The 25465-nt window shown below is 65.1% G+C and carries 27 protein-coding genes; 12 read left to right on the top strand and 15 right to left on the bottom strand.

Annotated features, from left to right (window positions below):
* Positions 1-27: 27 nt before the first annotated feature.
* Positions 28-816 (top strand): phosphocholine cytidylyltransferase family protein, encoded by a 789-nt coding sequence (locus ACSFA3_RS13560; protein ID WP_435505961.1) that lies wholly within the window; start codon positions 28-30, stop codon positions 814-816.
* Here the strand turns inward: ACSFA3_RS13560 and ACSFA3_RS13565 are convergent.
* Genes ACSFA3_RS13565 through ACSFA3_RS13595 form a run of 7 tightly spaced genes read right to left on the bottom strand, consistent with a single transcriptional unit; the run spans position 738 to position 7630 of the window.
* The gene (locus ACSFA3_RS13565) at positions 738-1595 is read right to left on the bottom strand and encodes a nucleotidyltransferase family protein (protein WP_435505962.1); all 858 of its coding nucleotides are present in this window, start codon (positions 1593-1595) and stop codon (positions 738-740) included. The two genes, ACSFA3_RS13560 and ACSFA3_RS13565, sit on opposite strands and share 79 nt — an antisense overlap.
* Positions 1588-2721 carry a dATP pyrophosphohydrolase gene (locus ACSFA3_RS13570; protein WP_435505963.1) on the bottom strand — a complete coding sequence of 378 codons (1134 nt, stop codon included), beginning with the start codon at positions 2719-2721 and terminating at the stop codon, positions 1588-1590. The genes ACSFA3_RS13565 and ACSFA3_RS13570 overlap by 8 nt, the downstream gene beginning before the upstream one ends.
* 10 nt (positions 2722-2731) lie before the next feature.
* Positions 2732-3940 carry a CDP-alcohol phosphatidyltransferase family protein gene (locus ACSFA3_RS13575; RefSeq protein ID WP_435505964.1) on the bottom strand — a complete coding sequence of 403 codons (1209 nt, stop codon included), beginning with the start codon at positions 3938-3940 and terminating at the stop codon, positions 2732-2734.
* Positions 3941-3947: 7 nt separating this feature from the next.
* Positions 3948-5045, bottom strand: a complete 1098-nt coding sequence (lptG, locus tag ACSFA3_RS13580; protein WP_435505965.1) for an LPS export ABC transporter permease LptG — start codon at positions 5043-5045, stop codon at positions 3948-3950.
* A complete protein-coding gene (locus ACSFA3_RS13585) occupies positions 5042-6223 on the bottom strand; it encodes an LptF/LptG family permease (protein WP_435505966.1) in 1182 nt (393 codons plus the stop codon). The genes lptG and ACSFA3_RS13585 overlap by 4 nt, the downstream gene beginning before the upstream one ends.
* A gap of 11 nt (positions 6224-6234) precedes the next feature.
* Entirely contained in the window at positions 6235-6687 is a 453-nt protein-coding gene (locus tag ACSFA3_RS13590) for an HIT family protein (RefSeq protein WP_435505967.1), read from the bottom strand.
* A complete protein-coding gene (locus tag ACSFA3_RS13595; protein WP_435505968.1) occupies positions 6671-7630 on the bottom strand; it encodes a metallophosphoesterase family protein in 960 nt (319 codons plus the stop codon). Before ACSFA3_RS13595 ends, ACSFA3_RS13590 begins: the two co-directional genes overlap by 17 nt.
* 41 nt (positions 7631-7671) lie before the next feature.
* Here ACSFA3_RS13595 and ACSFA3_RS13600 point away from each other — a divergent pair, with 41 nt between their 5' ends.
* The 7 genes from ACSFA3_RS13600 to ACSFA3_RS13630 all read left to right on the top strand — a co-directional run bounded on the left by ACSFA3_RS13600 (position 7672) and on the right by ACSFA3_RS13630 (position 15477).
* Positions 7672-8808 carry a CDP-alcohol phosphatidyltransferase family protein gene (locus ACSFA3_RS13600; RefSeq protein WP_435505969.1) on the top strand — a complete coding sequence of 379 codons (1137 nt, stop codon included), beginning with the start codon at positions 7672-7674 and terminating at the stop codon, positions 8806-8808.
* A gap of 18 nt (positions 8809-8826) precedes the next feature.
* The gene (locus tag ACSFA3_RS13605; protein ID WP_435505970.1) at positions 8827-9762 is read left to right on the top strand and encodes a hypothetical protein; all 936 of its coding nucleotides are present in this window, start codon (positions 8827-8829) and stop codon (positions 9760-9762) included.
* Between the two features lie 23 nt (positions 9763-9785).
* Positions 9786-10565 carry a DUF3108 domain-containing protein gene (locus ACSFA3_RS13610; protein WP_435505971.1) on the top strand — a complete coding sequence of 260 codons (780 nt, stop codon included), beginning with the start codon at positions 9786-9788 and terminating at the stop codon, positions 10563-10565.
* A 100-nt stretch (positions 10566-10665) separates the two neighbouring features.
* Positions 10666-11784, top strand: a complete 1119-nt coding sequence (locus tag ACSFA3_RS13615; protein WP_435505972.1) for a fatty acid desaturase family protein — start codon at positions 10666-10668, stop codon at positions 11782-11784.
* A complete protein-coding gene (locus ACSFA3_RS13620) occupies positions 11781-12767 on the top strand; it encodes a diacylglycerol kinase family protein (RefSeq protein WP_435505973.1) in 987 nt (328 codons plus the stop codon). The genes ACSFA3_RS13615 and ACSFA3_RS13620 overlap by 4 nt, the downstream gene beginning before the upstream one ends.
* Positions 12764-14530, top strand: coding sequence for an ABC transporter ATP-binding protein (locus ACSFA3_RS13625; RefSeq protein ID WP_435505974.1), 1767 nt, complete (start codon positions 12764-12766; stop codon positions 14528-14530). Before ACSFA3_RS13620 ends, ACSFA3_RS13625 begins: the two co-directional genes overlap by 4 nt.
* A complete protein-coding gene (locus tag ACSFA3_RS13630; protein WP_435505975.1) occupies positions 14527-15477 on the top strand; it encodes a lysophospholipid acyltransferase family protein in 951 nt (316 codons plus the stop codon). Before ACSFA3_RS13625 ends, ACSFA3_RS13630 begins: the two co-directional genes overlap by 4 nt.
* Here ACSFA3_RS13630 and ACSFA3_RS13635 read toward each other — a convergent pair whose 3' ends face one another.
* Both ACSFA3_RS13635 and ACSFA3_RS13640 read right to left on the bottom strand, forming a co-directional pair.
* The gene (locus ACSFA3_RS13635) at positions 15478-16398 is read right to left on the bottom strand and encodes a CysB family HTH-type transcriptional regulator (protein WP_435505976.1); all 921 of its coding nucleotides are present in this window, start codon (positions 16396-16398) and stop codon (positions 15478-15480) included.
* Positions 16399-16486: 88 nt separating this feature from the next.
* Positions 16487-16915 (bottom strand): DUF2721 domain-containing protein, encoded by a 429-nt coding sequence (locus ACSFA3_RS13640; RefSeq protein WP_435505977.1) that lies wholly within the window; start codon positions 16913-16915, stop codon positions 16487-16489.
* 184 nt (positions 16916-17099) lie between these two features.
* Between ACSFA3_RS13640 and ACSFA3_RS13645 the strand changes: the two genes are divergently transcribed.
* The 4 genes from ACSFA3_RS13645 to ACSFA3_RS13660 all read left to right on the top strand — a co-directional run bounded on the left by ACSFA3_RS13645 (position 17100) and on the right by ACSFA3_RS13660 (position 21541).
* Positions 17100-17714 carry a LexA family protein gene (locus ACSFA3_RS13645; RefSeq protein WP_435505978.1) on the top strand — a complete coding sequence of 205 codons (615 nt, stop codon included), beginning with the start codon at positions 17100-17102 and terminating at the stop codon, positions 17712-17714.
* A 79-nt stretch (positions 17715-17793) separates the two neighbouring features.
* The gene (locus ACSFA3_RS13650) at positions 17794-18018 is read left to right on the top strand and encodes a hypothetical protein (protein WP_435505979.1); all 225 of its coding nucleotides are present in this window, start codon (positions 17794-17796) and stop codon (positions 18016-18018) included.
* A 95-nt stretch (positions 18019-18113) separates the two neighbouring features.
* Positions 18114-20306, top strand: coding sequence for a putative bifunctional diguanylate cyclase/phosphodiesterase (locus ACSFA3_RS13655; protein ID WP_435505980.1), 2193 nt, complete (start codon positions 18114-18116; stop codon positions 20304-20306).
* A 92-nt stretch (positions 20307-20398) separates the two neighbouring features.
* Entirely contained in the window at positions 20399-21541 is a 1143-nt protein-coding gene (locus ACSFA3_RS13660) for a diguanylate cyclase (RefSeq protein WP_435505981.1), read from the top strand.
* Here ACSFA3_RS13660 and ACSFA3_RS13665 read toward each other — a convergent pair.
* The 6 genes from ACSFA3_RS13665 to ACSFA3_RS13690 are packed head-to-tail and all read right to left on the bottom strand — an operon-like array spanning position 21507 to position 25394.
* Positions 21507-22070, bottom strand: coding sequence for a dihydrofolate reductase (locus ACSFA3_RS13665; protein ID WP_435505982.1), 564 nt, complete (start codon positions 22068-22070; stop codon positions 21507-21509). The genes ACSFA3_RS13660 and ACSFA3_RS13665 overlap by 35 nt on opposite strands.
* A gap of 2 nt (positions 22071-22072) precedes the next feature.
* The gene (locus ACSFA3_RS13670) at positions 22073-22921 is read right to left on the bottom strand and encodes a thymidylate synthase (RefSeq protein ID WP_435505983.1); all 849 of its coding nucleotides are present in this window, start codon (positions 22919-22921) and stop codon (positions 22073-22075) included.
* A 1-nt stretch (position 22922) separates the two neighbouring features.
* Positions 22923-23237 (bottom strand): CcdB family protein, encoded by a 315-nt coding sequence (locus tag ACSFA3_RS13675; protein WP_435505984.1) that lies wholly within the window; start codon positions 23235-23237, stop codon positions 22923-22925.
* Complete coding sequence (locus ACSFA3_RS13680; RefSeq protein WP_435505985.1) at positions 23237-23506, bottom strand: type II toxin-antitoxin system CcdA family antitoxin; 270 nt, start codon at positions 23504-23506, stop codon at positions 23237-23239. The genes ACSFA3_RS13675 and ACSFA3_RS13680 overlap by 1 nt, the downstream gene beginning before the upstream one ends.
* A gap of 57 nt (positions 23507-23563) precedes the next feature.
* Positions 23564-24991: an FAD-binding oxidoreductase gene (locus ACSFA3_RS13685; RefSeq protein WP_435505986.1), complete on the bottom strand. Its 1428-nt coding sequence runs from the start codon at positions 24989-24991 to the stop codon at positions 23564-23566.
* Between the two features lie 10 nt (positions 24992-25001).
* On the bottom strand, positions 25002-25394 hold the full coding sequence (locus ACSFA3_RS13690; protein ID WP_435505987.1) for a DUF2069 domain-containing protein: 393 nt from the start codon (positions 25392-25394) through the stop codon (positions 25002-25004).
* Between the last annotated feature and the right edge of the window lie 71 nt (positions 25395-25465).

Raw genomic sequence — 25465 nt, forward strand, 5'->3', positions numbered from 1 at the left:
CAATACTCAAGAATTGGTGAATCGAACGTGTCCAGATTCGAACGTGCGCTCATCCTCGGCGCCGGTCAAGGCAGCCGCCTCCTGCCGCTGACCGAGCAGCTTCCCAAGTGCCTTCTCGACCTCAGCGGTCGCAGCATGCTCGAATGGCAACTGCGTGCATTGGCCGAAACCGGCATCCGCGCAACCGTCGTCGTCACCGGTTTCCGCTCCGACCTGGTCGAAGAAGCCTTGCAGCGCATCACGCCGCTCGGCATGACGGTGCGCACGCTGTTCAATCCGTTCTACAAGCTCGCCGACAACCTCGCGAGCTGCTGGATGGCCCGCGCCGAACTTCGCGGACCTTGTCTTGTGCTCAACGGCGACACCTTGTTCGAGCCCGAGATCGCACGCCGCCTGCTGGCTGCGCCGTCCGCGCCCATCACCGTCACCATCGATCGCAAGCCGGGCTACGACGCCGACGACATGAAGGTCGAAGTCGAAGGCGACCGCCTCCGCGCCATCGGCAAGACGCTGTCGGCAGAGCGCGTCAACGGCGAATCGATCGGTTTCCTGCGCTTCGACACCGAAGGCGCGGCGATATTCGTCGCCGAACTCGAACGCACCATGCGCACCGCCGAGGGTCCGGGGCTCTGGTATCTGTCGGCGATCAACCGGCTGGCCGGAGCCGGCGCGGACATCCGTGTGACATCCATCGAAGGCCTGCAATGGGGCGAGCTGGATTTCCCCGCCGATCTTGTTTACGTCCGCGAGCTGGCTTCCGGCTGGCTGACCGAAGACGCCAAGGCCCGCGCTTCCGATTCCGCACTGACCAGCTGACGCACCAGCACCAGATCGGCCGGCTTGTCGACATCGATCGCAGCCCGGCCGTCCTTCATTTCGACCAGCGCCAGCCGCGCCCCACCCGAAAGTTCGCCAAGTCGCGCCGCCGCATCCGACGAATGCAGCTGGCCGAGCTGATAACGCATCGCGATGCCGAAACCCAGGCGCTGCATCATCCGCAGCGGCTCCTTGCGCGCGCCTTCGAGTTCCTGCCATAGCGTCACAACGCCCGCCGCTGCCGGCGTTGCCAGCAGGAAAAGGTTGCAGCCGGAAAAGTCGCCGTCCTTGAATCGCAGCCACGTGCGCTGACCGCCCGGCGCTGCGGCTTCGACAGCCTTGCGCGGCGCCAGCGCGGCGGCGACGTCCGCATCGGCGGGGCAGGCGGCCAGGAATTCGTCGAGCCATGCCGCCTGAAGCAGCGCGTTGTCGGCCGTCGTGACCAGCATCGGCGTCTGTCCGCGCGCGAGCGCGAGGGCGACGGTAGCGCTTGGCCCTTCGCCGGTCGGCATGGTCTCGACGGGCTTGCCGCAGTTGGACGACTGCAAACCCGCCAAACCCTTCAAGAGCTCCGGCCGGTCGATCGCGATCACGATCCGACCGACCGCGGGCGAAGCGGCCAGCGCTATAACCACGCGTTCGATCATCGCCATGCCGCCGATCTCGATCAGCGCCTTGTGGCTCACGCCGGCGTGTTCGGCCAGCGGATCGCCGCCGGGCCGCGTGCCGGCAAGCACCAGCGCCGTCATTCCGGCACTGGTCGAAGCAACTTCACGCATGGCTCGTCAGCGTCTTTTCATAGACGCGGTAAGTCTTGTACGCACTCGCGCCGAGCGATTCGATGATGTGCCGCATCGGACGGTTGTCCTCCAGGATCCACGACAGCTCGACCTGCTTCACGCCCTTGGCCCGCAAGCCCTGGCGCATCGTGTCGATGGCGAGAAACGGCGCGATGGCGCCGGCAAGTTCGCCGCTGATGCTGCGGCTGATGCCCATCAGCGGGACGCGGGCCGTCTTCGTGCCGCGCTTGAGCCTCAGCATCAGCTTGGCCCAGTTGAACGGAAAGAGGCTGCCGTTGAAGTCGGCGATCATTTCGTTCAGGTTCGGCAGTGCGATGCCGAAGCCGACCGCCTTGCCGTGCAGCTCGACGATCGCCACGCATTTCGGGTCGATGAACATCTTCAGGCTCTTCGCCATGTGCGCGATCTCGGCCTCGGTGAACGGGATGAAACCCCAGTTCTGCGACCACGCATCGTTGAAGATGGCCGTCACCGTGTCGAATTCTTCCAGGTAGCGCTTCGGGTCGAGATTGCGCACCGTCAGCGCGGCCGGCTTGCGCGGGCCGATCATCCGGCGGGCGGCGGCCGGCAGCTCGTGCTCGATGTCGTAGAGATAGGCGATCAGGTCCTTGGCCTTGACGTAGCCGCGAGCCTCGACCTGCGCCGCGACATGCCGCGCGTCGTGCGGCATCAGCATCATCGGCGGCGTGTCGAATCCGTCGACGAGCAGGCCGGTTTCCTCGTTGATCGACAGGTTGAACGGCCCGAGGATGTGCGTCTTGCCGCGCGCGAGCAGCCAGCTTTCGGCCGCATCGAACAACGCCGCGAAGATCGCACCGTCGTCCTCGGCGCAGATCATTCCGAAGTGGCCGATGGCCGGGTCCTTCACCAGCTTGTCGATCTGCGCACTGATGCGGCCGACATCACGGCCGTCCTTTCGGGCGAGCCACAACTGCGTTTCGGCATGCGCGAAATATGGATTCTTCTTCGGCGACAGCGCGTCCTGGCGCTCCATCGTCAGCGGCGGCACGAAGCTCCTGTCGTTCGCGTGCAGCCTGGAAGGCAGCTTGATGAAGCGGTTCAGTTCCGCCGGTGTGCGCACCGGGACGATTTCGATTGTGGTCATCAGGAAGCAATCAGGCAGAGGGCCGGGCTTTGTCGGGTGCAAGAAAGCCGAGCCACAGCGTCCGCACGCTGTGCCAGCCGAACGTCAGGCCCTGCCAGGCGGCGACGATGTAGAAACCGGCCGGGCCGGCGCCGATCAGCAGCGCGAGCGCCATGATCGTCATGGTGATGTTGCGGCGCGCGATGAAGCTGCGCACCTGACCGTCCAGCTTCGTCGCCGCATGCAGCGCGAAGCCGAGCCGATGCTTGGCTATGCCCAGCACGATGCGGTCGCCGAGATAGAACGCGATCAGCCAGACCGCCGCCATGTAGAGCGGATCGTCCATCGACCGGGCACCCAGGCCCCAGGCCCAGGCGAAGTACCAGAACGGCGGATGCACCTGGTCGACGCCGTGGTCGAGGATGTTGCCGATGGCCGAATCGGTCAGCGTGACGCGGGCGATCTTGCCGTCGACGCTGTCGAGCACGGCCATGCCGTAGGCGCACAGGAAGCCGAGGAAGAAGTCGCCGCGCGCGAACAGCGGCACGGCCAGGATCGTCAGCACGATCGAGATCGCGGTGACGACGTTCGGGTGGATGCCCCAGCGCGTGCACCAGCGCGTCATCGGCCAGACGATGGGCGGGAACACGTAGCGCGTGAGCAGATCGGTCGAGCCCTTGTAGTTGTCCCAGAACATCTGGCGTTCGAGCCGCTTGCGCGTCGCAGCGTCTTTCACGGCGTAGATCCAGTACGGGTGCGAGCGGCGCAGCTTGTTCACGTAGGCCGGGAATTCGGCTTCGTCGACCGGCGCGATGCGGCCGGCGGCGATCAGCGCATCGGCGACGGCGCGAAGGTTCGGTGCGTCCGCAGGAATGGCGTCTGCCAGATCGGGACGGAGGCAGAGGGCGATCGCGCGCTCGGCACCCTCGTCGCGTGAAGCAACGCACGATGTCTTGCTGCGCAACAAAAAAGCCACCAGCCGCGGATCGATAGCGGTGCCGCCGTCGATGGCGACCAGTGCGCCTTCGGCCAATGCGCTGCGAAGGCGTGCGCCCAGAGGCGCCGCGTCTACCTCGACCTTCGCTGCCGGCCATTTCGTCCCGCCCGCATCGGCGCCGGACAGCGTGATCTGCGTTCCGGCAGCGAGTTTGCCCACGCTGCGCCGGATGCGCTCGATCGGCGGCACGTTGAAGAGCGCTTCGGCGTTGGCGGCGGGTGTGGTGTCTATCCAGAGGTTCATCGAAGTTTCAGATGCGCTCGGTGGCTCGCAGTTGGAAGAGGCCGATCGCGGCGAACAGCGTCGGCGCGGCCAGCGCGATGACCAGCGGCGGCCAGCGGGCACTGGTGCCGAGGGCTGCGACGATGCCGTCGGAGAGAAGAAAAGCCAGCCCCAGCACCAGCGCGATACCCATCGCGCGACCGCCGCCTTCGTTTCGCGGCAGTGCTGTGGCCGTCGGCAGAGCCAGAAGCAGCATAACGAAGATGCCCAGCGGCGCGGTGAACGAGCGGTAAAGCACGGTTTCGTAGTACCGGTGCGAAAGCGTCCCGGTGCGCGTGCCGGCAATGACTTCGGCCAGCATCTCGGTCGACAGGCGTGGCCTGTCGACGTCGAGTCGCAACACGTCGTCGGGGCTCAGATTGGTCTTCCAGGGACGCTCGGCGACACGGGTGCGGTCGATGCGCTCCTCCCCGATGCGGATCTCGGTGACGTCCTTCAGCATCCACGACCGTCCGTCCCACTGCGCCTCGGCGGCGGTCACGCGGTCGGCGATGAGGCCCGACGGATTGCGCACGAAGAGCCGAATGCCTTTCAGCAGCTTGCCGTCGGGGCTGATGCTTTCGATCGCGACGGTGCCGCCGGCCGTGTGCGCCCAGAGACGCTTCGGCGCCTCGTCGTCTGGCGGCCCACTGGCGCTCCACCATTCCTTCAACTGGTTCTCGGCCTGCGGCAGCACGCGTTCCGATAATGCGAACTGCAATACCGCCAGCAGCAGCGCGACCGGCAGCAGGTAGCGCAGCATCTTCATCATGCTGATGCCGGCGGCGCGCATCGTGGCGATCTCCAGATTGCGCGCCATCGAGCTCAGCGCCATCAGCGTGCCGATCAGCACCGCGATCGGCAATGCCGTGACGACGTCGGCCGGAATCCGCAGCATCCCGTAATAGAGAACGCCGCCGAGGCCCTGGTCGCGCTTGAGCACGTCGGTGGTCACGTCGAGCAGTTCCAGCAGCTGCATCAGCGCGGTGATCACCAGCAGCAGCACCAGGATCTGCGTGCCCACGCGACGCCGGAAGTACGACGGCATCGCGCCGTTCGCGACAGCCAGATTGCGAAGAAAGCTCACGGCACTGCTTTCTTGAGACGGCGCGGCCGGGCGCGCTCCAGCAGGTTCTCGAAACCCAGCACGGCGCGCGAAACCGGGTTGTCGCCCGGCCAGGCCAGGCTGCCTCGGAATATCCAGATGCTCAGCAGCGCGAACAGCAGGAACGGCGTCCACACGGCAACGCCGGCCGGCACGCGGCCGCTTTCGGCCAGGCTCTTGCCGAACTGCAGCGCATGGTTGAGCAGCAGCAACGCCAGCGACGCGAAGATCACGCCCGGCGTGCGCCGTCCGCGCTTGGACGCCATCCCCAGCGGCAGCGCGAGCAACGGCAGCAGCGGCGGGATCAGCGCGCGCGCGAGGCGGCTGTGGAATTCGGCGGCGGAATCCTTCTCGCAGGTCTTGCACATGGCCTGCCAGAGTTCGGGCAGCGTGCGTTCGCTGGCCGATGCGCCGCGGTCGCGGAACGGCGCTCGCAACGGCGAGAAATCTTCCAGATAGCCGTCGACGAAGCGGGTCGTCGAGATCACGCCGTCGCCGGTCTGGCGAACGCGCAGGCCGTCTTCCAGCTTGAGCACCATCTTCCGGGTTTCGGGCGATGTTTCGAGCTGGCCGCGCACGGCGGTCGTGATTTCCTCGATGCCGTCCTGGCGCCGCTCCATGAACACGCCGCCAAAGCGCTTGCCGCCTTCATCGACCGTGTTCGCGCTGAAGCTGAAGCCGTGCGCGATGTCGATGAAGCGGTTCTCCTCGATCTTGGCGTCCCAGTTGGTCTGCAGCACGGCGTCCATCTTGACGTGATAGTCGTAGCGAGACAGCGGTTGCAGCAGGCCGAACAGGTACAGGTTGAAGAGGCTCAGCATCACCGCAAGCACGAAGTACGGCGTCGCGATGCGCGCGATCGACCGGCCGGTCGACAGCATCGCGTCGAGTTCGCTGTCGTCGCACAGGCGCGCAGCCGCCATGAAGATCGCGGCGGTGAAAGCGACCGGCAATCCGAGCCCGAGGTAGTGCGGCACCAGATCGGCCGCCATCAGCAGCACGCTCGATATCGCGGCGCCGGTCGATGCGGCGATGTCGAACAGCCGCAGCAATCGCTGGAGCATGGTCGCCAGCAGCATCGTCGCGAGCGCGGTCAGCAAGGGGACGGTGAACAGCCGCACCGCATAGCGGTCGAGCCGGTCGAAGGAGAGCAGACGCAACGGGCAGCGTCCTATGCCGTGGCGCCGGGAACGCCGGCCAGCGCGGCGCGAAGCGCGATCAGCAATGCATCGCGGGTCGATTCGTCGAGCGCGACGGCCGCGTCGAGCGCGGGCGGTCCGGGCCAGCCGGCGTCCGCGAACCCGACGCCATGAAACGGACGCGAGCCTTCGTAGCGCGGGATGACGTGAAAGTGCACGTCCGGGTCGACCATCATCAACATCAGGTAGTTGATCCGCTCGTAGGCGACGAATCCACGCAACGCGGTTTCGATTCCGGCGATCAGCTCGCGGAGTTCGGCGAACGCCTTGGCGCTGACGTCGCCGAAAGCCTGCACCGGCTCGCGGCACACCAGCACCATCGCGCCGAGCGTGGGCTGTTTGGGGCGCAGCAGCAGCGTCCAGCAGTCGGTCCGGGCAAGCCGCATCGCGGGGTCACCGAATTTGGTTTCAGTTGCGTTGGCCATCGGCAATCGATTCAAGGTCGTTCGTTGCGGGTAAATCCGGGAGTCGGACATTCTCGCCTCGTGGCAGGCACAGCGTGTACGCGCCGTCGGAGACGAAGGCTTCGGCCTGCATCGACCAGCGCCGCACCTCGACTTCCACCCGTGGCCCTCTCTCGTCGTCGAGCAGCCGGAGGCGATGCCACATCGCGCCCTGGTCCTTCGGATTGGGCAGGGCCGACGACGACGGCACGCAAAGGCACGGAATCGGTCCGTTCGGCCCGGGAACCACGTCCAGCCGTGCGTCGCGCGCGTGGCCGTGCAGGACGAGTTCGGCGCCGGTCCGACGGATCACGTCGCGCAGCGCCTGCCGATCCGCCAGCGCCTTGCGCCAGCCGATGGCGCCTTCGGCCGGCGGGTGATGCAGCATGACGATGCGCGTGCGGCCGGCCTTGCCTTCGGCTGCGAGCACCTGTTCCAGCCGCGCGAGTTGTCGCGATCCCAACCTGCCGCGCGCGAGAAGCGGAGCGGTCGGCAACGCGGAATTCAGCCCGATCACCGAGACGTCTTCCCTGCGATGCACGAAAGGCCAGCCGCTTTCGGCGCGCGTCCAGCCGGCCAGCAGGCCCAGTCCTTCGGCGTCCGACACCGGAACCAGCGCATCGTGATTGCCCGGCACCAGACTGATCCGTTCCTGCGGCGCGAAGTTCGTCAGCCATTGCGCGGCCTGCCGGAATTCGCCGGGCAGCGAGAAGTTCGTGATGTCGCCGGTGATCAGGATGTGGTCGACCGACTGGCTGCGCAGGTCCTGCGCCAGCGCGTCGAGGATGTCGCTCCTGTGCAGCGCGCGACGTCTTTGCCACGACCAGGCGCTGAGCTGACGCTTCGACAGCCGCTGGCGCGGAGAGAGCACCGGTTCGAAGGGGAGATGCAGGTCCGACACGTGCGCAAACGCAAATCCGCTCATCGATAATCGCCCGCTGTTTCTTTGAATGACACGTTTCGATCATGCCAAAACCTCAAAACCCCGACGTGCCGGGCCGTCGCATCGCAGGGGTCGTCGTCGGCGCATCGTCGCTGCGTGTCTGGGGTCTGACCGCCGAAGCGCGGCTGCAGCGTCAGTTTCAGCGTGCCGGCATCGACAGCCCGGAAGCGGGTGCCGAGCGCGTCGTGCTGCTGCGGGCCGACTGGGTCTACGACGAAGCGCTGGTGCGCGGGCTGGCAGGCGCCGTCGATGACGTGGCGCTGAAGTCCGACGACGGACAGATCGTTGCTCTCGGCGTGGCTGCGAAAAACGCCACGACAGCCGAAGCCATGCTCGCGGAATCGAGCGCGCCGGCAACGGCCCGCATCGTCTCGGTCGACCAGATCGCCGACAACTACAACGACAAGCTGCGCAAGCGGGAACCGGCCTTTCTGTTGCCGCTCACCGCCGCCGCCTTGCCGGCCATCGAGAAACGCACTTTCAGCGGCGCCTACAAGGGCGTGACGGATCTGGTCACGCTGTACGCCTGGCCGCGCCCGGCGCGCTACGTCACCAGGCTCTGCGCCGAGGCCGGCATCACGCCGAACCAGGTCACGACGGCGAGTCTCGTGCTGGTCCTGGCTGCGATGTGGCTTTTCTGGAACGGTCATTTCGCGCTGGGGCTCGTCGCGGCCTGGGGCATGACTTTCCTCGACACGGTCGACGGCAAGCTGGCACGCGTCACGCTGCATTCGTCGCGCTTCGGCGATTTCTATGACCATTCCATCGATCTGGTGCATCCGCCGTTCTGGTGGTGGGCCTGGCTGGTCGGGTTGCCGGCGGCCGGTTTTTCGCTGCCGGACACCGGCCTGATCCTCACCGCCATCGTGGCTGGCTACGTGTTTCAGCGGGTGGAGGAGGGCATCTTCATGGCCTGTTTCAAGATGGACATGCATGTCTGGCAGCGCTTCGACAGCAAGTTCCGGCTCATCACCGCGCGGCGCAATCCGAACCTGCTGCTGCTGACCGCGGCCGTGCTGGTCGGAAGGCCTGATCTCGGCATCGTCGCCGTGGCTGTGTGGACGGTGCTTTCGCTGATCGTGCATGCCGTGCGCATCCTGCAGGCGGCCATTGCGCGGCGCCACGGACCGCTGCGCTCGTGGCTTTCGGCGCCGCTGTGACCCGTCCGTGAAGCTTCGGTGAAAGCAGAACTCCGCGCGCTGATCGGCGACGAACTGCGTCGCGACATGCCGCAAGCCGCCGTCGCATTGGCGGAGCGTCTCGCGGCGCGGGCCGGAGGCGGCACCGCAGCGGTGCTGTTCTACGGCTCCGCGTTGCGCGATTCGGCGCTCGACGGCGTGCTCGATTTCTACGTGCTGCTAGACGACTGCGGCGATTGGCCCGGTTCTCGGGCGGCCGTGTTCGCCAACCGGCTGTTGCCGCCGAATGTCGGTTACCTGGAAGAACAGGTTGACGGTCGTCCTCTGCGCGCGAAGTACGCGGTGATGACGGTGGCGCAGTTCCGGCGAGCGATGTCGGTCGAGCGCATCGATACGACGCTCTGGGCGAGGTTTTCACAGCCGTGCGCCTGTCTTTTCGCACGCAGCGAAGCCGCTCGGGCCGAGGTTCGCGACGCGGTCGGCAATGCGGTCATCGCGGCGGCGACCTGGGCGGCTGCATTGGGGCCGGAGCGGGGCGACGCAATAACGTTCTGGCGCTCACTCTACACACGGACCTACGCAGCCGAACTGCGCGTCGAGCGCAAGTCGCGCGGTGCCGATCTGCTCGCGCACGATGCGCCGAGGTTCGCGCGGTTGCTGCCGCTGGCCTGGAAGGCCGGCGGCATCGCCTTCGCCGAGTCGGCGGACGGGCAGCTCGAACCCGCGCTGGACGCGGCCGAGCGATCCGCCGCCGAGCGTCGCTGGCGCCTGCGGCAACGCCTGGGCCGTCCGCTCAACCTGCTGCGCCTCCTGAAAGCCGCGCTGACATTCGACAACGCGACCGACTATGTCGCCTGGAAAGTCGAGCGGCACAGCGGGTACCGGATCGAGCCGACGGCATTCCAGCGACGCCATCCCCTGCTCGCAGCCCCGGGGATCTATTGGCGATTGCGGCGGCTCGGCGTATTGCGCTGACGGCTCGCATAGGATGCGGGCCGATGTCCACGATCTTCCCGAATCTTTCCCTTCGCGTTTCCCTCGTCGCGCTGTGCGCGGCGGCATGTCTCGCGCTCGGCATGCCGTTCGCGCCCGCGCGGGCCGCCGAACCCGTGGTCGCGGACGCACCGCCGCCCGTCTATCCGACCCGCATCGCCCGATCGTTCAGCCTGCTGTATCAGATGCAGCGCGGCGGCATCAGCGGCAGCGGCGAGTTCAGCTGGAAGCGCAACGGCGACAGCTACGAGTCGCACCTGAAAGGCTCCATAGCAGGATTCACGGTGCTCAACTGGGCCAGCAGCGGCGGATTCGACGCTTCCGGCGTGGCGCCGGCGCGCTATCTCGAAAGCCGGATCGGCAAATCCGATCGGGAAGCTGTTTTCCGCAGGGATGCTTCGGTGGTCGATTTTTCCGGCGTCAGTCCGGACATTCCGCTGCTGCCCGGCACGCAGGACCGGTTGAGCTGGATGGTCCAGCTGCCGGCGATCCTCTCCGCCGATCCGACGCGGGCGAAGCTGGGAGCACGTGTCGGCATGTACGTCGTCGGCGTGCGCGGGCATGGCGAAACCTGGACTTTCGAGTCGGCCGGCCCCGAATCGATCAAGACGCCATCGGGCACGATCCGTGCCGTCAAACTGATTCGCGAACTGCACAAGCCGGAAGACACGCAGGCTGAAGTGTGGGTCGATCCGTCACGGCAGTATCTGCCGGTCCGCATCCGCCTGGCGACCCCGCCGTTCGACGCGCCGCTCGAATTGAATCTCGCTGGCGCAAGCTCCTAGCGACTTCCCACCGCGACCGAAAGCGCGAGTTGGCGCGCTTTGGATGGGGAAATCCCTCAAAAGGTATGCTTCGGCCTTCCAAAATCTTTCATGCCGAGCCGTGACAGCCACTTCTTCCGTTGCCGAACCCACCTCCATCGCCTCATCGGGCGTTGCGAGAAATTTTGCATGGCGGGATGAGGCGCGCGGACTGATCGACGATCTCTTCGAGCGCTCGCCGGCCATCTACTGGACCGATTTCCTGGTCAGCACCGGCCTCGGCTGGGCGCTGACGGCGGTCTATTTCATGGCGGAGCCGTGGAGCCTCGTGCAGATCGCGTCTTTCCTGGTCGCAAGCCTGTTGTTCTTCCGCTCCGGCACCTTCATCCACGAAATCGTCCACATGCCCAGCCGCCAGATGATCTGGTTCAAGCGGACCTGGAATCTGCTGCTCGGCATTCCGTTCCTGATGCCGTGGATCATGTACAGCAACCACATCGAGCATCACAACCACCGGCGCTTCGGCACGCCATCGGACGGCGAATACCTGCCGCTGGGCTCGTCGCCGATCAGGGAAACGCTCAAGTATCTGGCGCAGGCACCGCTCGCGCCGCTGCTGATGGCGCTGCGGTTCGGCGTGCTTGGGCCGCTGTCGTGGTTCAACGCGCGGCTGCGCCACTGGGTTTTGACACGCGCGTCGGCCGCTGTGTCGAATCCTTATTACAGCGAACGTTTCCCGAAGCGATTCGAAAGCCACCTGAAGCAGGTCGAGGCGATCTGCCTGGCCTACATCGTCGTGCTGGCAGTGCTGGTGTGGCGCGATGCGATCAGCTTCGCGCAGGTCGGCATGGGGTACCTGCTGCTGGCGTTCACGCTCGGCCTGAACTGGGTGCGCAACCTGGCGGCGCATCGTTACGTCAACGACGGTACGCAGATGGACCTCGCGGGCCAGGTCGACGATTCGATCAACATCACCGGCCAGACCTGGCTGACGGTCGCGTTCTTCCCGGTCGGCCTGCGCTATCACGCGCTGCACCATCTCTTTCCGGCGCTGCCGTATCACAACATGGACGAGGCGCATCGCCGCCTGATGCAGAAGCTGCCTGCCGATGCGCCGTATCGCGCGACCAACCGCGACAGCTTCTTCGCGGCCGTGCGCGACCTTTGGCAATCGGCGCGCCGGACGCCGCATGAGCAATCGGCGATGCGGGCGTGGGTGCCCCGCTCCGACCGCACTTGAACGCTGGCTTCCCCGGCGATGCAAGCGAATCGCCGCCTTGTCTGATCGTCAATCCCCTCAGTTTTCGTGCGTCTCGCGGACTGGCCGAGCAGGCGACCGCGCTTGCGATCGCGCATGGCGCCGAAGTCGTGACGATCGACAGTCCGCAGGCGCTGACATCGGCCGTCGAATCCATTCTTTCGCGCCGACAGAAGCGGGTGATGGTGCTGGCCGGTGACGGCACCGTGCGCGCCGTCGTCGATCAGCTTGCGGCATTGCCCGGTGGTTCCTGGATTCCCGACCTGCTCGTGCTCGCGGGCGGCCGGACCAACCTGACCGCCGAAGACTTCGTGCCCGGTGGCGCGGCTCTGGCGACGCTGGAGCGTGCCCTGAAGCTTTCCGCGGCGCAGCGCTGGGACAGCGCCGTGGTCGAGCGCTGCGTGCTCTGCATCGAGCAGGCGCCGGCGCCCGCGCGCTACGGCTTCTGGGTCGGCGCGGCACTGATCGACGGCGTGATCCGCCGGACGCATGCACATCGCGTCGGCGGAAGCGCCATGAAGACCGGCCACCTCAGCACGCTCATATCGATGCTGCGTCTGGCTTTTCTCGGCCTGCGCGGGCGTTCGGGGCTTGCCTGCCCGCTGCTGACCGTCGACGCCGGACCGCTCGGACGAATGCAGGCGCCGGTTCGCCTGCTGCTGGCGACGACGCTTCAGCATCGGCGGGGGCTGTTCGATCCCTACGCCACACGTGCGGCCGAAGACATGCGCATTACCGCGGTGTCGCGCCGTGCCAGGCGCTTCTGGCCGTCGCTGCCCCGGCTCCTGACCGGGCGCTTCTCCGGCGCCATGACCACCGCCGACGGCTACCTGAGCGGCGGTTGCGAGCGCGCGGAGATCATCGGCTTGAGCGGTTATTCGCTCGACGGCGAAGCTTTCGACACCGATCCGGCGCGCCCGGTCCTGCTCCGGCGCGGCTCACGGTTACGATTCTTTGCCGCATGAGTTCTTCCTCCACAAAAATCCTGACGGCCGTGCGGGCGCGCGGCGCCTTTCCGATGATCGGTGCCTTCGTGCGCGCCTATCCGGGACGCAGCGCTGCGGCGCTGGTAGCCGTTTTCGTCGCCGGGCTGATGGACGGTCTCGGCATGTCGATGCTGCTGTCGATGCTCACGCTCACCACGGCCGAGAGCAACCATGAGCCGTCGCTGCCCGAGCAGGTCGCCACGCGCATCGCCGAATTCCTCGGCCTGCAGCCGACCGCGCCGGTCCTGCTGACGCTGGCGATCGTGCTGATCGCGTTCAAGGCCGTGTTGACGCTGCTGGCCAACAAGCAGGTCGGCTACGCGGTGGCGCACATTGCGACCGATCTGCGGCTGGCGCTGATCCGCGCGGTGATGTCGGCGCGCTGGAGCCATTACCTGCAGCAGTCGGTCGGCCGGCTGTCCAACGCGGTCGCGACCGAGGCGCAGCGCGCGTCCGAGGCTTTCCAGTACAGCGCCGAGATGGCAGCGATGCTGCTCAACGCGCTGATCTACATGGTCATCGCGCTGTCGATCTCCTGGCAGGCGGGCCTGGCGACCGGGCTCGCTGGCGGCTTGCTGCTGACGCTGCTGCACACGCTCATCCGCAGTTCGCGCAAGGCCGGGCAGCACCAGACGCAGCTGCTGACATCGCTGCTGTCGGCCATCGGTGCGCAACTGGCCGCGGCCAAGCCGTTGAAGGCGATGGCGCGCGAAGACCATGTCGATGCGTTGCTGTCCGACCAGATGAAGCAGCTGCGCCGAGCGTTGCGCCGCCAGGTCGTTAGCCGGGAAGCGCTGAGCGCGTTGCAGGATCCGCTGCTCGCCATCATGGTCGGCACCGGTTTCTTCCTCAGCCTGGTGCTGCTGAAGATGCCGCTGGCTGCGGTGCTGGTGATGCTGTTCCTGCTGGCGCGGGTGGTGAGCTATCTGTCGAAGGCCCAGCGGGCGTATCAGCAGATCGTGGTTCGCGAGAGTGCCTACTGGTCGCTGATCGACGGCATCGCCGAGGCGCACGTGCAGGTGGAGCCGCAGGGCGGGCAGCGGACGGTGCAGCTGTCGGAAGCCATCCGTTTCGACCGCGTGCATTTCCGGCACGGCGACGGCCGGCTGGTGCTCGAAAACGCGTCTTTCAGCATCGCCGCGCAGGAGCTGACGGTCATCATCGGGCCGTCGGGTGCCGGCAAGACGACGCTGCTCGATCTCGTTGTCGGGCTGCTTCAACCCGAATCCGGCCGATTGCTCGTCGATGACGTGCCGATGGCCGAACTGGCGCTGCGGCAGTGGCGGCGTCAGATCGGCTACGTGCCGCAGGATTCGGTGCTGGTCAACGATTCGATCGCCTACAACCTTGCTCTGGGCGAGGAAGACGTGAGCGAAGACGATCTTCGCGAGGCGCTGCGTGCGGCCGATGCGCTCGATTTCGTCGATGCGATGCCAGACGGCCTGCGGACGCTGGTCGGCGAGGGCGGCTCGCGGCTGTCGGGTGGTCAACGGCAGCGCCTGGCGATTGCGCGTGCGCTGGTGCACAAGCCGCGCCTGCTGGTGCTCGACGAAGCCACCAGCAGCCTCGACGCAGAGGCGCAGGCGGCAGTCATCGAAACCGTCCGGCGGCTGAAGGGCAGCCTGACGATCGTGGCCGTCGCACACCAGCCTTCGATGATCGACGCCGCCGACCGCCTCTATCGACTCGCCGAAGCACGGATAACGATGGTGCGCGGTCCCGAAGTCGTCGTTTCAGCATGAAGCCGTCCGGGTCCAGGCAGGAGCTAAAGCAGGAGCCGAAGCCCGATCTGAAGCGGCGCATGCGCCGCGCGCGTCGGCGATTCATGTTCCTGAGCCTTCGCACGATCCTGCGCGCGACCGGTTTCGCGCGGGTCCGCGCCATCGGCAATCTGGCCGGCGAACTGCAGTTCCGTCTGGCGTCGAAGCAGCGCAAACGCATCCAGCACGACATGGCGCTGGCGATGGGCCGGCCGACCGACGATCCCGAAGTCGGTCGGCTGCTGCGGGAGGCCTATCGGGTGAACAACACGGCCGTGCTGGAAATCATGGCGATGTTCGATCGACGCCATGACGAGGCCGTGCTCGCTGCGCGCTGCGAGGTCGACGGGCTGGAAAACCTCCGCGCGGCGATGGCCGGTGGCCGGGGCGCGATCCTGCTGGCCACGCACATGGGCAATGCGGCGCTGTTGACGGTGAAGCTGGCCCACGCCGGCTGGCCGGTGAGCGTGGTTTATCGGGAGGCCCGGATGATGTCGGCCGGCTTTTTGCAGACCGGGCTGGAACAGTACGGGATCCAGGGCATCCTGGCTAACACCGGCATTCGTGCCTACGGGCAGATGCTGAGCGCATTGAAGCAGGGGCGCATCGTCTTCGTGATGATGGACCAGGGCGTGCAGAACAAGGAAACCGGGCTGGTCCAGCGTTTTCTCGGCAAGGATTCGGCGATGCCCGCCGGCCCGGCGCAGCTCGCGCGCGCTGCGAAGGCGCCGCTGCTGCCGGTCGCCACGACGGCTGCGCTGCCAGTCTGGCGCTTCGACATCCGTCCCCCGGTCGAACTTGGCGCAGGGTCGCTCGAGGCGGATCTGGAGCGTCTGGTTCGCATCACGGAGCAGCAGGTGCTGGCGCATCCGCAGCTCTGGAGCTGGCACCACAGGCGCTGGCGCAAGCTGCCGCCGGCCACCAACTGATCAGGTGGCTTCCAGCGCCTCTTTAAGCACCGCGCGCGACAGCGTCGGCGCGAACGATTCGATGAACGAGAACACGTAGTTCCGCACATAGTTTCCGCGCCGGATCGCCAGCTTCGTCAGGTTGATGCCGAACAGCGCGCCCGCATCGATTGCCCGCAACTGCGTGTCGCGCTCGGCTTCGAATGCGACGCCCGCCACGATGCCGACGCCCATTCCGAGTTCGACATAGGTCTTGATGACGTCCGCATCCATCGCGGTGATGCTGATCTCGGGCGACAGGCCGGCGCGGCCGAAGGCCTCGTCGATGCGGGTGCGTCCGGTGAAGCCGTTGTCGTAGGTGACGAGCGGATAGGCGGCGAGGCGCTCCAGCGTCAGCGGGCCCTCCAGCAGCGGATGGCCGGGCGGAGCGATGACCGAATGCGTCCAGCGGTAGCAGGGCAGCGCCAGCAGCTGCGGGTAGTCGCCGAGTGCCTCGGTCGCTATGCCGACATCGGCCTCGCCGTCGAGCAGCATCTGCGCCACCTGCCTCGGCGAGCCCTGGCGGAGATGCAACTGCACGTTCGGGAAACGGCTGCGGAATTCCTTTACCGCGACCGGCAGCGCGTAGCGGGCCTGCGAATGCGTTGCAGCGATCGACAGCAGTCCTTCGTCCTGCGTGAGGAAATCCTGACCGGCCTGGTGCAGGTTGCGGCTCTCCGTCAGCACGCGCTCGATGATGGGTAGCAGCGCATCGCCCGGTGCAGTGAGTCCTGTCAGGCGCTTGCCGGCACGAACGAAGAGGTCGACACCGAGTTCGTCCTCGAGCTCGCGGATCTGCCGGCTGACGCCGGGCTGCGAAGTGTGAAGGGCGACCGACGCATCGGTCAGGTTGAAGCCGCTTCGGACGGCTTCACGCACGGAGCGCAACTGTTGAAAATTCATCTTCGGCGAATTCTGCAATTGCACGAGTCAAACCGAAACGACCGATTCGTTTCTTCTTCATGACCTAAAAGTCTGAAGAGCCGGATTTTCAGGTCGGATTGATGCTGTGTTGCGCCATGAATATCTCTACAAGCAGCAAGGTGTAGGTTGCGACAAGGCCCAGCATGGCCAGAATGAATAGCACTGCAACCGGTCTGTCGAACGCAATTTCAAGTTCGTTGCCTACGAACAGCGAGCCGATCAGGGTGCAAACCAGTATTGCGCAGACCGCGCCGGCGGTAATTGCCGAATTGATGACTTTTGCGCGGCGGTTGAGCGTCGCGAGTTCCTGGTCGATCTCGAGGCGCTTTGCCAGGTCCGGAGACGGCGCCTCTTCCCGACGTTTGAGCGTCCGGTCATTGACGCGGGCTAGACGTCCGGTCAGGACGGTCAGCGTGCCGCCGATCGCGGCAAGCATGAAAGCCGGCCCGACGGCCAGCTGGATGACATGGGATGTGTCTGCGTGAATCGAAAGCATTGGGCTCGGATGAATAACTGCGAACAGGAGAAAAAGATGAAAGCAAGGCAAACGAAAGAACGAAGCCGGAACGTTAGCAAAACGGAATGTCCTGCGATATCCGGCGTTTTCGAGGCTGCCGAAATGTTGGAAAACCTATCATTGATACCTTTGTAATCATCGGCGCAATCTAGTCTTTCAGGCTGTGAGCAGCCATCTATACATTCGCGAAGGCCGAAAACGTCTTCATATGAGCGAGCAGCAGTTCGCTGTTGCCGTAGGCGTGAGCCGGGGCGCTGTTCAGCAATGGGAGCGACCGGGTGGGACGGCACCGCGCCGCAGCAACTGGCAACGCGTCGCGGATGTGCTCGGCGTGCCGGTCGCCGAACTGCTTTCCGGGATGCGGGCTGATGCAGTGCCGGACATGCGGGCGGAGGTTCCGCTGGTGTCTGAAGTCGAAGCCGGCAACTACACCGTCATCGACAACTTCAAGCAGAATTTGTCTTTCGACACCGTTCCCGTGCGAATCGACGTCAAGCGTCATACCTACGCATTGCGGGTGCACGGCGACAGCATGGTGAGCGAAACCGGCGATTCATTTCCACCCGGTGCAATCCTGATCGTGGAGCCCGAAATGCTGCCGATCCCGGGCGACTATGTGATTGCGCTCAATACCGCCAACGAGACGACTTTCAAGCAACTGGTCAAAGACGGCGGCGATCTTTATCTCAAGCCGCTCAACAGCCGTTACCCGATCAAACCGCTCGGCACCGCGAAAATCATTGGGGTCGTTCGCGAGTTCACCAAGCGATTCCGATAGAGAAGCAATTTTTTATGTTTTTTTGCGATAGATTTTGAAAGAAAGGATATAACTACTATCTTCGCTCTTTGGAATCGGCATGCCCTACGTCCTGCTGGCACGTCTTGCTGGTGAGCAGCTGCCGATCGACATCACAGCTGCGGAAGACATTCACAAGCTTCTATCGCTCCAGGCTGCGGGGCTGGTGGTGGCCAGGATCCCTGCCTACATACCCGACCGGCAGGGCGGCAGATATGCCTCGGCGGCCACCGTGACAGCGGTCACGCAGACCGGCATCGCGGCCATCAAGAAACGCAGGAACTGACGATCCATCGCGTACTTTCTCTCGAACAGAAAAAAATCCAGCAAAAAGCTGCTGCGACACTGAATCGATTTCGGCGCTGACTGCGTATCGCAGGTGTGATTCCGCCGACACAAACCTTTTCGTCGCCCCTGCTGTCCGGGGCTTACCTCACCGCCGACCACAACCTGTGGCTCGTTGCTGCGTCGCTGTTGATCGCGACGCTGGCTTCGTACGTCGCGCTGGACCTGTCGCGCCGTGTCCTTTCCGCCGACGGCATCTTCAGTGCGCCCTGGTGGACCGTTGGCTCGGTTGCGCTCGGAACCGGCATCTGGTCCATGCATTTCGTCGGCATGCTGGGTTTCTCGTTGCCGATCCGCATCGGTTTCACCGGATTGCTCACGCTCGTCTCCTGGATCGCCGCCGTTGCGGCATCGGCTGTCGCGCTGTGGGTGGCGAGCAGGGCGGACTACAGCCTGAAGCGCGTGCTGATCGCTTCGCTGGTCATGGGTGCGGGCATTTCCGGCATGCACTATCTCGGCATGGCGGCCATCGACATGGCGCCGGGCATCGTCTGGCACTGGCCGACGGTCGCGCTCTCCGTGCTGATCGCGGTCGCTGCGTCGGCTGCCGCGCTGTCGATCTTCGGTTTGCTGGTCCGGGTGCGGCAGGAGCGTCGGCCGCAGGTCCAGCTTCTGGCGGCGGTGCTGATGGGTATCGCCATCTGCGGCATGCACTACACCGGCATGGCAGCGGCGAATTTTCCGGCGGGTTCCGTCTGTCTCAGCGCGAATGCGCTCGGCGGCGCCGGGCTGACCGGCATCGTGCTCGTGGCGTCCAGCATGCTCCTGCTCGGAACGCTCTTCACATCGCTGCTCGAGGCACGGCTACAGGTGGTGGCGCGGCGCCTCGCCCATTCGCTGGAACAGTCGAACGCGCAACTCAAGGACGCGAATCACGAGTTGCGTCGTCGTGCGTTCACCGATGCATTGACCGGTCTGCCGAACCGGGTCCTGTTCGAGGATCGTCTGTACCACGCGCTGAAGCGCATGACGCGCGCGAACCAGTTGCGCATCGAAGAGCGGATCGCTGTCCTGTTCGTCGACCTGGACGGCTTCAAGCCCGTCAACGATTCTTTCGGGCACAAGGCCGGCGACCTGATATTGCAGGCAGCGGCTGCGCGCCTGCTCGGCGCTGCCCGCGAAAGCGACACGGTCGCGCGCATCGGCGGCGACGAATTCCTGATGATGCTCGAAGGCGTGTCCGATGAGGCCGGCTGCGCGGATGTCGCGAACCGCATCCTGCACGCGCTGACGCAGCCGTTCGACGTGCTCGGCCGGCAGGTGCAGATCGCCTGTTCGATCGGTATCGTGCTGCATCCCGACCAGGGCGAGGCGGACAAGCTGGTGGCCAACGCCGACGCCGCGATGTATGCGGCCAAGCGCAACGGCGGTGCCAACTACGCCATGTTCGAATCCCACATGCTGGCCGACGCCAGCGACCAGCTCGAACTTCAGAGCGACCTGCGCAAGGCGCTCGACCGCAACGAGTTCGAGCTCTACTACCAGCCCAAGATCGACGGCGTCGGCGGCGGCGTCAGCGGCGTCGAAGCGCTGGTGCGATGGAACCATGCGCAGCGTGGACTGGTGGGGCCGCTGCACTTCATCGGGCTGGCGGAACGCTTCGGAATGATCGTCAGGCTCGGCGACTGGATCATCGACGATGCTTGCCGGCAGATTGCGGCATGGCGCGACGAAGGGCTGTCGATGAACGTCGCCGTGAACCTGTCCGTCATGCAGCTTCGCGAGGACGGGCTCGCCGAGCGGATCGCGCACGCGTTGCTGCGCCACGGCGTTCCGGCCTCGCAGCTCATGTGCGAGATCACCGAATCGGTCGCGATGGAAGACATCAAGGCCACGCAGCGCACGTTCGACGATCTGGCGCGCATCGGCGTCTATCTTTCGATCGACGATTTCGGCACCGGCTATTCCAGCCTCAGCTACCTGCGCCAGCTTCCGGCGCGCCAGCTGAAGATCGATCGCAGTTTCGTTCGCGAACTGGAAAGCAAGGAAGACGCGAGGGCGGTCGTCGCGGCGGTGATCCAGCTCGCCCATGCGCTTGGATTGCGGGTCGTGGCCGAGGGCGTGGAGCACCGAGGCCAGCGCGACATTCTGCTGCGGATGGGCTGCGATGAACTCCAGGGTTTTCTCTTCGCGAAGCCGATGCGGGCCAGCGTACTGGGAATCTGGCTCTCGGACTATCTGGACGCGTCCGGTCCCCGGCAGTCAGCCGACCGACCTGCCGTTGCCTGATCGATCTTGCAACAAAATGTGTATTTTCAAGCGCCAAATGTCTTAAATTACGGGCTGTCCGATTCGTTCCGCGTCCTTCAACCTCCCTGCCTATGCCCTTCATTGTCCCAAGGCGAGACGCCTCCGGTGTCCGGTTGCCGCAGCAGATCTACGTGCCGCGCGTTGCCGGTCTGGGTCTTGGAGGCTTCGGTCTGGTCGTTGCCCTGTCGGAACGGGACTCGGTCTGGCATGTCTGGGCATTTCTCTTCTTCGTCTCGCTGATCTGGCCGCATCTGGCCTACCAGCGGTCGTCGCGTGCGGATTTGCCCGACCGGGCGGAAAAGGAGAACCTGATGGTCGACTCCATGCTTTTGTGCATGTGCGTCTACGTCATCGGTGGGAACCTTATGCCCAGCGCGGTCGCGGTGACGATCATGAGCATGAACAACATGGCGGTCGGCGGACCGCGACTCTGGGTGCAGGGCGTGATGGCAGGGGCGCTGGGAGTGTTGCTGGCATGGCTTGTCCTTCCCTGGCACTTCACGCCGGACTCCAGTCTTCGCGTGCAGTACGCCTGTCTGCCGATGATGGCGCTGTACTTTCCCGCCTTCGGCTGGTCGACGTTGCAGTTTGCGCGCGGTTTGCGCCGAACCAGTGAGGCGCTGGGCCGGATGAGCCGGGAAGATTCGCTGTCCGCCGTGAACAACCGGCGCAGCTTCGGAGACGAATTGAGCAGGGTCTTCCAGGAGATGCGCAATTCGAATGGCGCCGTGGCGCCGAAAGCGGCGCTGCTGCTGTGCGACGTCGATCATTTCAAGCGCATCAACGACGCGGGCGGGCATGCGGCAGGCGATGCCGTGATCCGCCGGATGGGTGCGCTGCTGAAAGCCAATGTGCCGCGCCACGATCTTGCGGCCCGCTACGGAGGCGACGAGTTCGTGGTGATGCTGAACGGCGCCGGCCCGACCGAGGCGCTGGCTTTCGTCGAGAGAATGCAGGCGGACCTGAACCGCAGTGCCGAGGATGCCGATCCCTGGACCGTTCCCTGCGGCAACATCAGCATCAGCACGGGCATCGCGTGCTATCACGACGGCTTCGCATCACCCGACGACTGGGTGGCTGCCGCCGACGCCGCGCTCTACACGGTCAAGAGAAGAATGCGGGGCGGCGTCGAGATCTTCGATTCGAAAGTCGCTGTCGACACGCCCGTCGACACGTCGTTCAGCTCGTCCGGATTTGCGCAGCTTCCGGCGTGACATCGGCCGTCGGTGAGGCTTTTCTTTCGTAGGTGACGAAGCTGAAAGACAGGCCGGCGGCGCCGAGGTGCGATTCGCGCAATGTCTCATGCCATTCGTGGCCGAGCACCGGCGCCCAGGCGTCGCCTTCGAACTCGTGTTCGATCTCGGTCACGACGGCGCGCTGCGCCAGCGGTGCCGCTTCGGCGTAGATCTGCGCACCGCCGATGACCCAGATATCCGCGACGCCCGCGCACAGCGACACCGCTTCCCGCAGGCCTCCGGCGCGTTCGGCGCCTTCGCCTGTCCAGGTGGCCTGTCTTGTCACGACGATGTTGCGCCGCCCCGGCAGCGGCCGGAAACGCGGGGGCAGCGAATCCCAGGTCTTCCGGCCCATGATCACCGGCGATCCGGCAGTCGTTCGCTTGAAATGCGCCATGTCTTCCGGCAGCTGCCAGGGCAGGGCATTGTCCTTGCCGATGACGCCGTTGGCGGCACGGGCGTAGATGAGGTTGAGGCGCGGCAGCGGATGCGGATGCGGGATCGTCATCGTCAGACAGCCACCGGCGCCTTGATCGCGGCGTGATGCTGGTAGTCCACCACTTCGAAATCCTCGTAGTCGTAGCCGAAGATCGAATCGGGTTTGCGTTTGATGACCAGCGTCGGATACGGATACGGCGTGCGGCTCAGCTGAAGCGCGACCTGCTCGGCATGGTTGGCGTAGATGTGGCAGTCGCCGCCGGTCCAGATGAAATCTCCGACGTCGAGGTCGCACTGCTGCGCCACCATGTGCGTGAGGAGCGCGTAGCTGGCGATGTTGAAAGGCACGCCGAGAAAGATGTCGGCGCTGCGCTGGTAGAGCTGGCAACTGAGCTTGCCGCGTTCTCCGACATTTTGCGGCGGCGCGACGTAGAACTGGAAGAAGGCATGGCACGGCATCAGCGCCATCTTCGACAGCTCGGCCACGTTCCAGGCGCTGACGATGATGCGGCGCGAGTCGGGGTTGGATTTCAGTGTCTTGACGACTTCGGCGATCTGGTCGATGTGCCCGCCGTCGGGCGTCGGCCAGCTGCGCCACTGCACACCGTAGACCGGACCCAGGTCACCGTTATCGGGCGCCCATTCGTCCCAGATGCTGACGCCGCGCGCCTTGAGCCAGTTGTTGTCGCTGGAGCCGGTCAGGAACCAGAGCAGCTCCTGGATGATGGAGCGCAGGTGGACTTTCTTGGTCGTGACAAGCGGGAAGCCCTCGTTCAGGTCGAAGCGCATCTGGTAGCCGAACACGCTTTTCGTGCCGGTGCCGGTGCGATCGGCCTTGTGCACGCCGGTCGTGTCGACGTGGCGCATGAAGTCTTCGTATTGGGAGCGGACGGGGCGGGCAATGCTTTCGGGCGTTGTCATTTCAGTAACCTGCAAATAGCGCGTCGAGCGCATCCTGTATGTCGAGCTGCCTGCCGGAGACGTTCACCACCGGTCTGCGCAACTCGCCTGCGGGCACTGCGCCGATGGACGCCGTGTCCATGACGACGCTTTTCCCGTCGACCTTAAGCTCGGGATTCAGCGTGCGGACGGTGGTGCTGAAGCGGGCGGCTGCGAAGAGCGGTATCACGACGCGCGTCTCGAGACCTTTCAGATAGTCGCTCTGGACATCCAGCAAATACGGGACGACCGCGCGGTCGTCCATATCCGGATTCGCATACACATCGAATCGCGCCATCAGCTATTTTTCCCATCGCCGAGACTGCGTGCGAACGTCCGGTACTTGGCCAACGGCAAACCCTCTCTTGCGATGCGGGCGTTGTATGCGGCAATGCCGTCCTTGCTCTCGTCGGCCCACTTTTCGAGGTAACGGCGCTTCACCTCTTCCGCGAGCAGACCATCGACCGTCTGCGACACATTCATCCCCAACTCGCGCGCCATCTCAAGCACTTTGCTGTTGAGGCTGAGGTTGGTTGCTTTCTTGGGCGCTTTATCGAAGTGAAGCATGTGCGTTCTTTCGGGCATGGAGTATGCGCATATTTTATCCGCACAACCAGTTGCTGCTCAAGCCCGCAACACTCGCCCCGGATTCATGATGTTCTGCGGGTCCAGCCCCTGCTTGATCGCCCGCATCATGCCCAGCGCCACCGGCGACTTGTGCTTTTCAAGCTTGTGCACCTTGAGTCCGCCGATTCCGTGCTCCGCTGAAAAGGAACCTCCGAACCTTTCGACCGCGTCATAGACCAGCGTATTCACGCGCTCTTCTTCCTGACGCAGGAAAACCTTGGTATCGCCCTCGGCCGGTGCCTGGACGTTGTAGTGCAGGTTGCCGTCGCCCAGATGGCCGAAATTCACCAGCCGCACGCCCGGGACTTCGCGCTGAAGCGTCGCATCGGTCTCGGCGACGAAAGCCGGAATGCGCGACACGGCGATCGAAATGTCGTGCTTGATGTTCAGGCCTTCCTCGGCCTGCGCCAGCGGAATGCTTTCGCGCACATGCCAGAGCTGGTGTGCCTGCGCGATGTTTTCAGCCACCACGGCATCGACGACGCAGCCTTCCTCGAACGCGCGTTCGAGCAGCGCCTCGAAACGCGCGCGGGCATGGTCCTCGGATTCGCTGTCGGAGTTCTCCAGCAACACGCACCACGGTGCGTTCTCGTCGTCCAGGAACGGCACGCGCAACTGCGGCATGTGCTTGCCGACCAGGCTCAGCGCGAACTTGCCCATCACCTCGAAGCCGGTCAGGCCGGCGCCGAGCTGGCCGTGCGCCATGCCGAGCAACGTGACCGCGTGATCGAGCGACGGCACCGCCGCCCAGGCGGTCAGCCGCGCGGCCGGCTGCGGATAAAGCTTCATGGAAGCGGCGGTGATGATGCCCAGCGTGCCTTCGCTGCCGATCAGCAGATCGCGCAGGTCATAGCCGGTGTTGTCCTTGCGAAGACCGCTGGTGCCGTCCCATATCTCGCCCTGCGACGTGACGATCTCCAGTCCCAGGCAGAGGTCGCGCGCGTTGCCGTAGCGGACGACCTGCGTGCCGCCGGCGTTGGTCGCGAGATTGCCGCCGATGGTGCAGCTGCCCTCGGCGGCGAGGCTCAGCGGGAACAGGAAGCCTGCCTTCTCGGCGGTTTCCTGCAGCGTCTGGAGGATGCAGCCGGCCTCGACCGTCACCGTGAGATTGGCTGCATCGATCGCACGGACGGCATTCATCCGCTGCAGGCTCAGCACGATCTGCGTGCCGCTGGTGTCCGGCGTCGAGCCGACCGCCAACCCGGTATTGCCGCCCTGCGGGACCAGCGACGTACCGGACGCGGCGCAGAGCTTCACCACATCGGCGACCTGCTGCGTCGTCGCCGGACGCACGACCGCGAGCGCCTTGCCCTGCATCCGCTTGCGCCACTCCTGTTCCCAGGCGCTGAGATCGCCTTCGGTCAGGACGTTGGAGGCGCCGACCACGGCGCGAAGTTGTTCGAAGAGAACGTTCTTGTCAGTCATATCGAAAAGATCAGGATTCAGTCGGTCGGGGCGCACGCAACCGCAGTCGCACATGCAGCGCGCAAGCGATGAAAAGCAAAAGGCAGAGCACGATCTCCAGCCCCGCCAGCGCCCGGCTCAGCGGCAGCGCATCGCTCCACGCACGCACCACGCCCTCGGTGAAATAAAGCCAGATCATCAGGCTGACCCAGCGGTACGTGTACATGCGGTTCTTCAACAACCCTGCCAGCGGCACCACCAACGGCAGCACCTTCAGCGCCAGCCACGATCCGCCCGGCCGCAACGGCGCCAGCCAGATCTCCCAGGCAAAACCCAGGACGATCAGTCCGACCAGGCTACCAACGGCCAACCATCGGGTAGCAGCAACAGACGCAGAGGAGTAAAGGGGCGTATTAGGATTCATCAGGGACACCGCGGATCTGGCTTCGCCAGTCCGCCAGTGTCGCCCCCGGCAGGGGGTAGGCGCTGCCACAC

The organism is Variovorax glucosi (assembly GCF_051216695.1).
GTDB lineage: Bacteria > Pseudomonadota > Gammaproteobacteria > Burkholderiales > Burkholderiaceae_C > Variovorax.

Excerpts from the sequence above, each read along its gene's own strand:
- ACSFA3_RS13565 (WP_435505962.1), bottom strand. The coding sequence starts at position 1,595 with ATGCGTGAAGTTGCTTCGACCAGTGCCGGAATGACGGCGCTGGTGCTT.
- ACSFA3_RS13570 (WP_435505963.1), bottom strand. The coding sequence starts at position 2,721 with ATGACCACAATCGAAATCGTCCCGGTGCGCACACCGGCGGAACTGAAC.
- ACSFA3_RS13575 (WP_435505964.1), bottom strand. The coding sequence starts at position 3,940 with ATGAACCTCTGGATAGACACCACACCCGCCGCCAACGCCGAAGCGCTC.
- ACSFA3_RS13590 (WP_435505967.1), bottom strand. The coding sequence starts at position 6,687 with ATGGCCAACGCAACTGAAACCAAATTCGGTGACCCCGCGATGCGGCTT.
- ACSFA3_RS13595 (WP_435505968.1), bottom strand. The coding sequence starts at position 7,630 with ATGAGCGGATTTGCGTTTGCGCACGTGTCGGACCTGCATCTCCCCTTC.
- ACSFA3_RS13600 (WP_435505969.1), top strand. The coding sequence starts at position 7,672 with ATGCCAAAACCTCAAAACCCCGACGTGCCGGGCCGTCGCATCGCAGGG.
- ACSFA3_RS13610 (WP_435505971.1), top strand. The coding sequence starts at position 9,786 with ATGTCCACGATCTTCCCGAATCTTTCCCTTCGCGTTTCCCTCGTCGCG.
- ACSFA3_RS13625 (WP_435505974.1), top strand. The coding sequence starts at position 12,764 with ATGAGTTCTTCCTCCACAAAAATCCTGACGGCCGTGCGGGCGCGCGGC.
- ACSFA3_RS13630 (WP_435505975.1), top strand. The coding sequence starts at position 14,527 with ATGAAGCCGTCCGGGTCCAGGCAGGAGCTAAAGCAGGAGCCGAAGCCC.
- ACSFA3_RS13635 (WP_435505976.1), bottom strand. The coding sequence starts at position 16,398 with ATGAATTTTCAACAGTTGCGCTCCGTGCGTGAAGCCGTCCGAAGCGGC.
- ACSFA3_RS13640 (WP_435505977.1), bottom strand. The coding sequence starts at position 16,915 with ATGCTTTCGATTCACGCAGACACATCCCATGTCATCCAGCTGGCCGTC.
- ACSFA3_RS13650 (WP_435505979.1), top strand. The coding sequence starts at position 17,794 with ATGCCCTACGTCCTGCTGGCACGTCTTGCTGGTGAGCAGCTGCCGATC.
- ACSFA3_RS13660 (WP_435505981.1), top strand. The coding sequence starts at position 20,399 with ATGCCCTTCATTGTCCCAAGGCGAGACGCCTCCGGTGTCCGGTTGCCG.
- ACSFA3_RS13665 (WP_435505982.1), bottom strand. The coding sequence starts at position 22,070 with ATGACGATCCCGCATCCGCATCCGCTGCCGCGCCTCAACCTCATCTAC.
- ACSFA3_RS13670 (WP_435505983.1), bottom strand. The coding sequence starts at position 22,921 with ATGACAACGCCCGAAAGCATTGCCCGCCCCGTCCGCTCCCAATACGAA.
- ACSFA3_RS13675 (WP_435505984.1), bottom strand. The coding sequence starts at position 23,237 with ATGGCGCGATTCGATGTGTATGCGAATCCGGATATGGACGACCGCGCG.
- ACSFA3_RS13680 (WP_435505985.1), bottom strand. The coding sequence starts at position 23,506 with ATGCTTCACTTCGATAAAGCGCCCAAGAAAGCAACCAACCTCAGCCTC.
- ACSFA3_RS13685 (WP_435505986.1), bottom strand. The coding sequence starts at position 24,991 with ATGACTGACAAGAACGTTCTCTTCGAACAACTTCGCGCCGTGGTCGGC.
- ACSFA3_RS13690 (WP_435505987.1), bottom strand. The coding sequence starts at position 25,394 with ATGAATCCTAATACGCCCCTTTACTCCTCTGCGTCTGTTGCTGCTACC.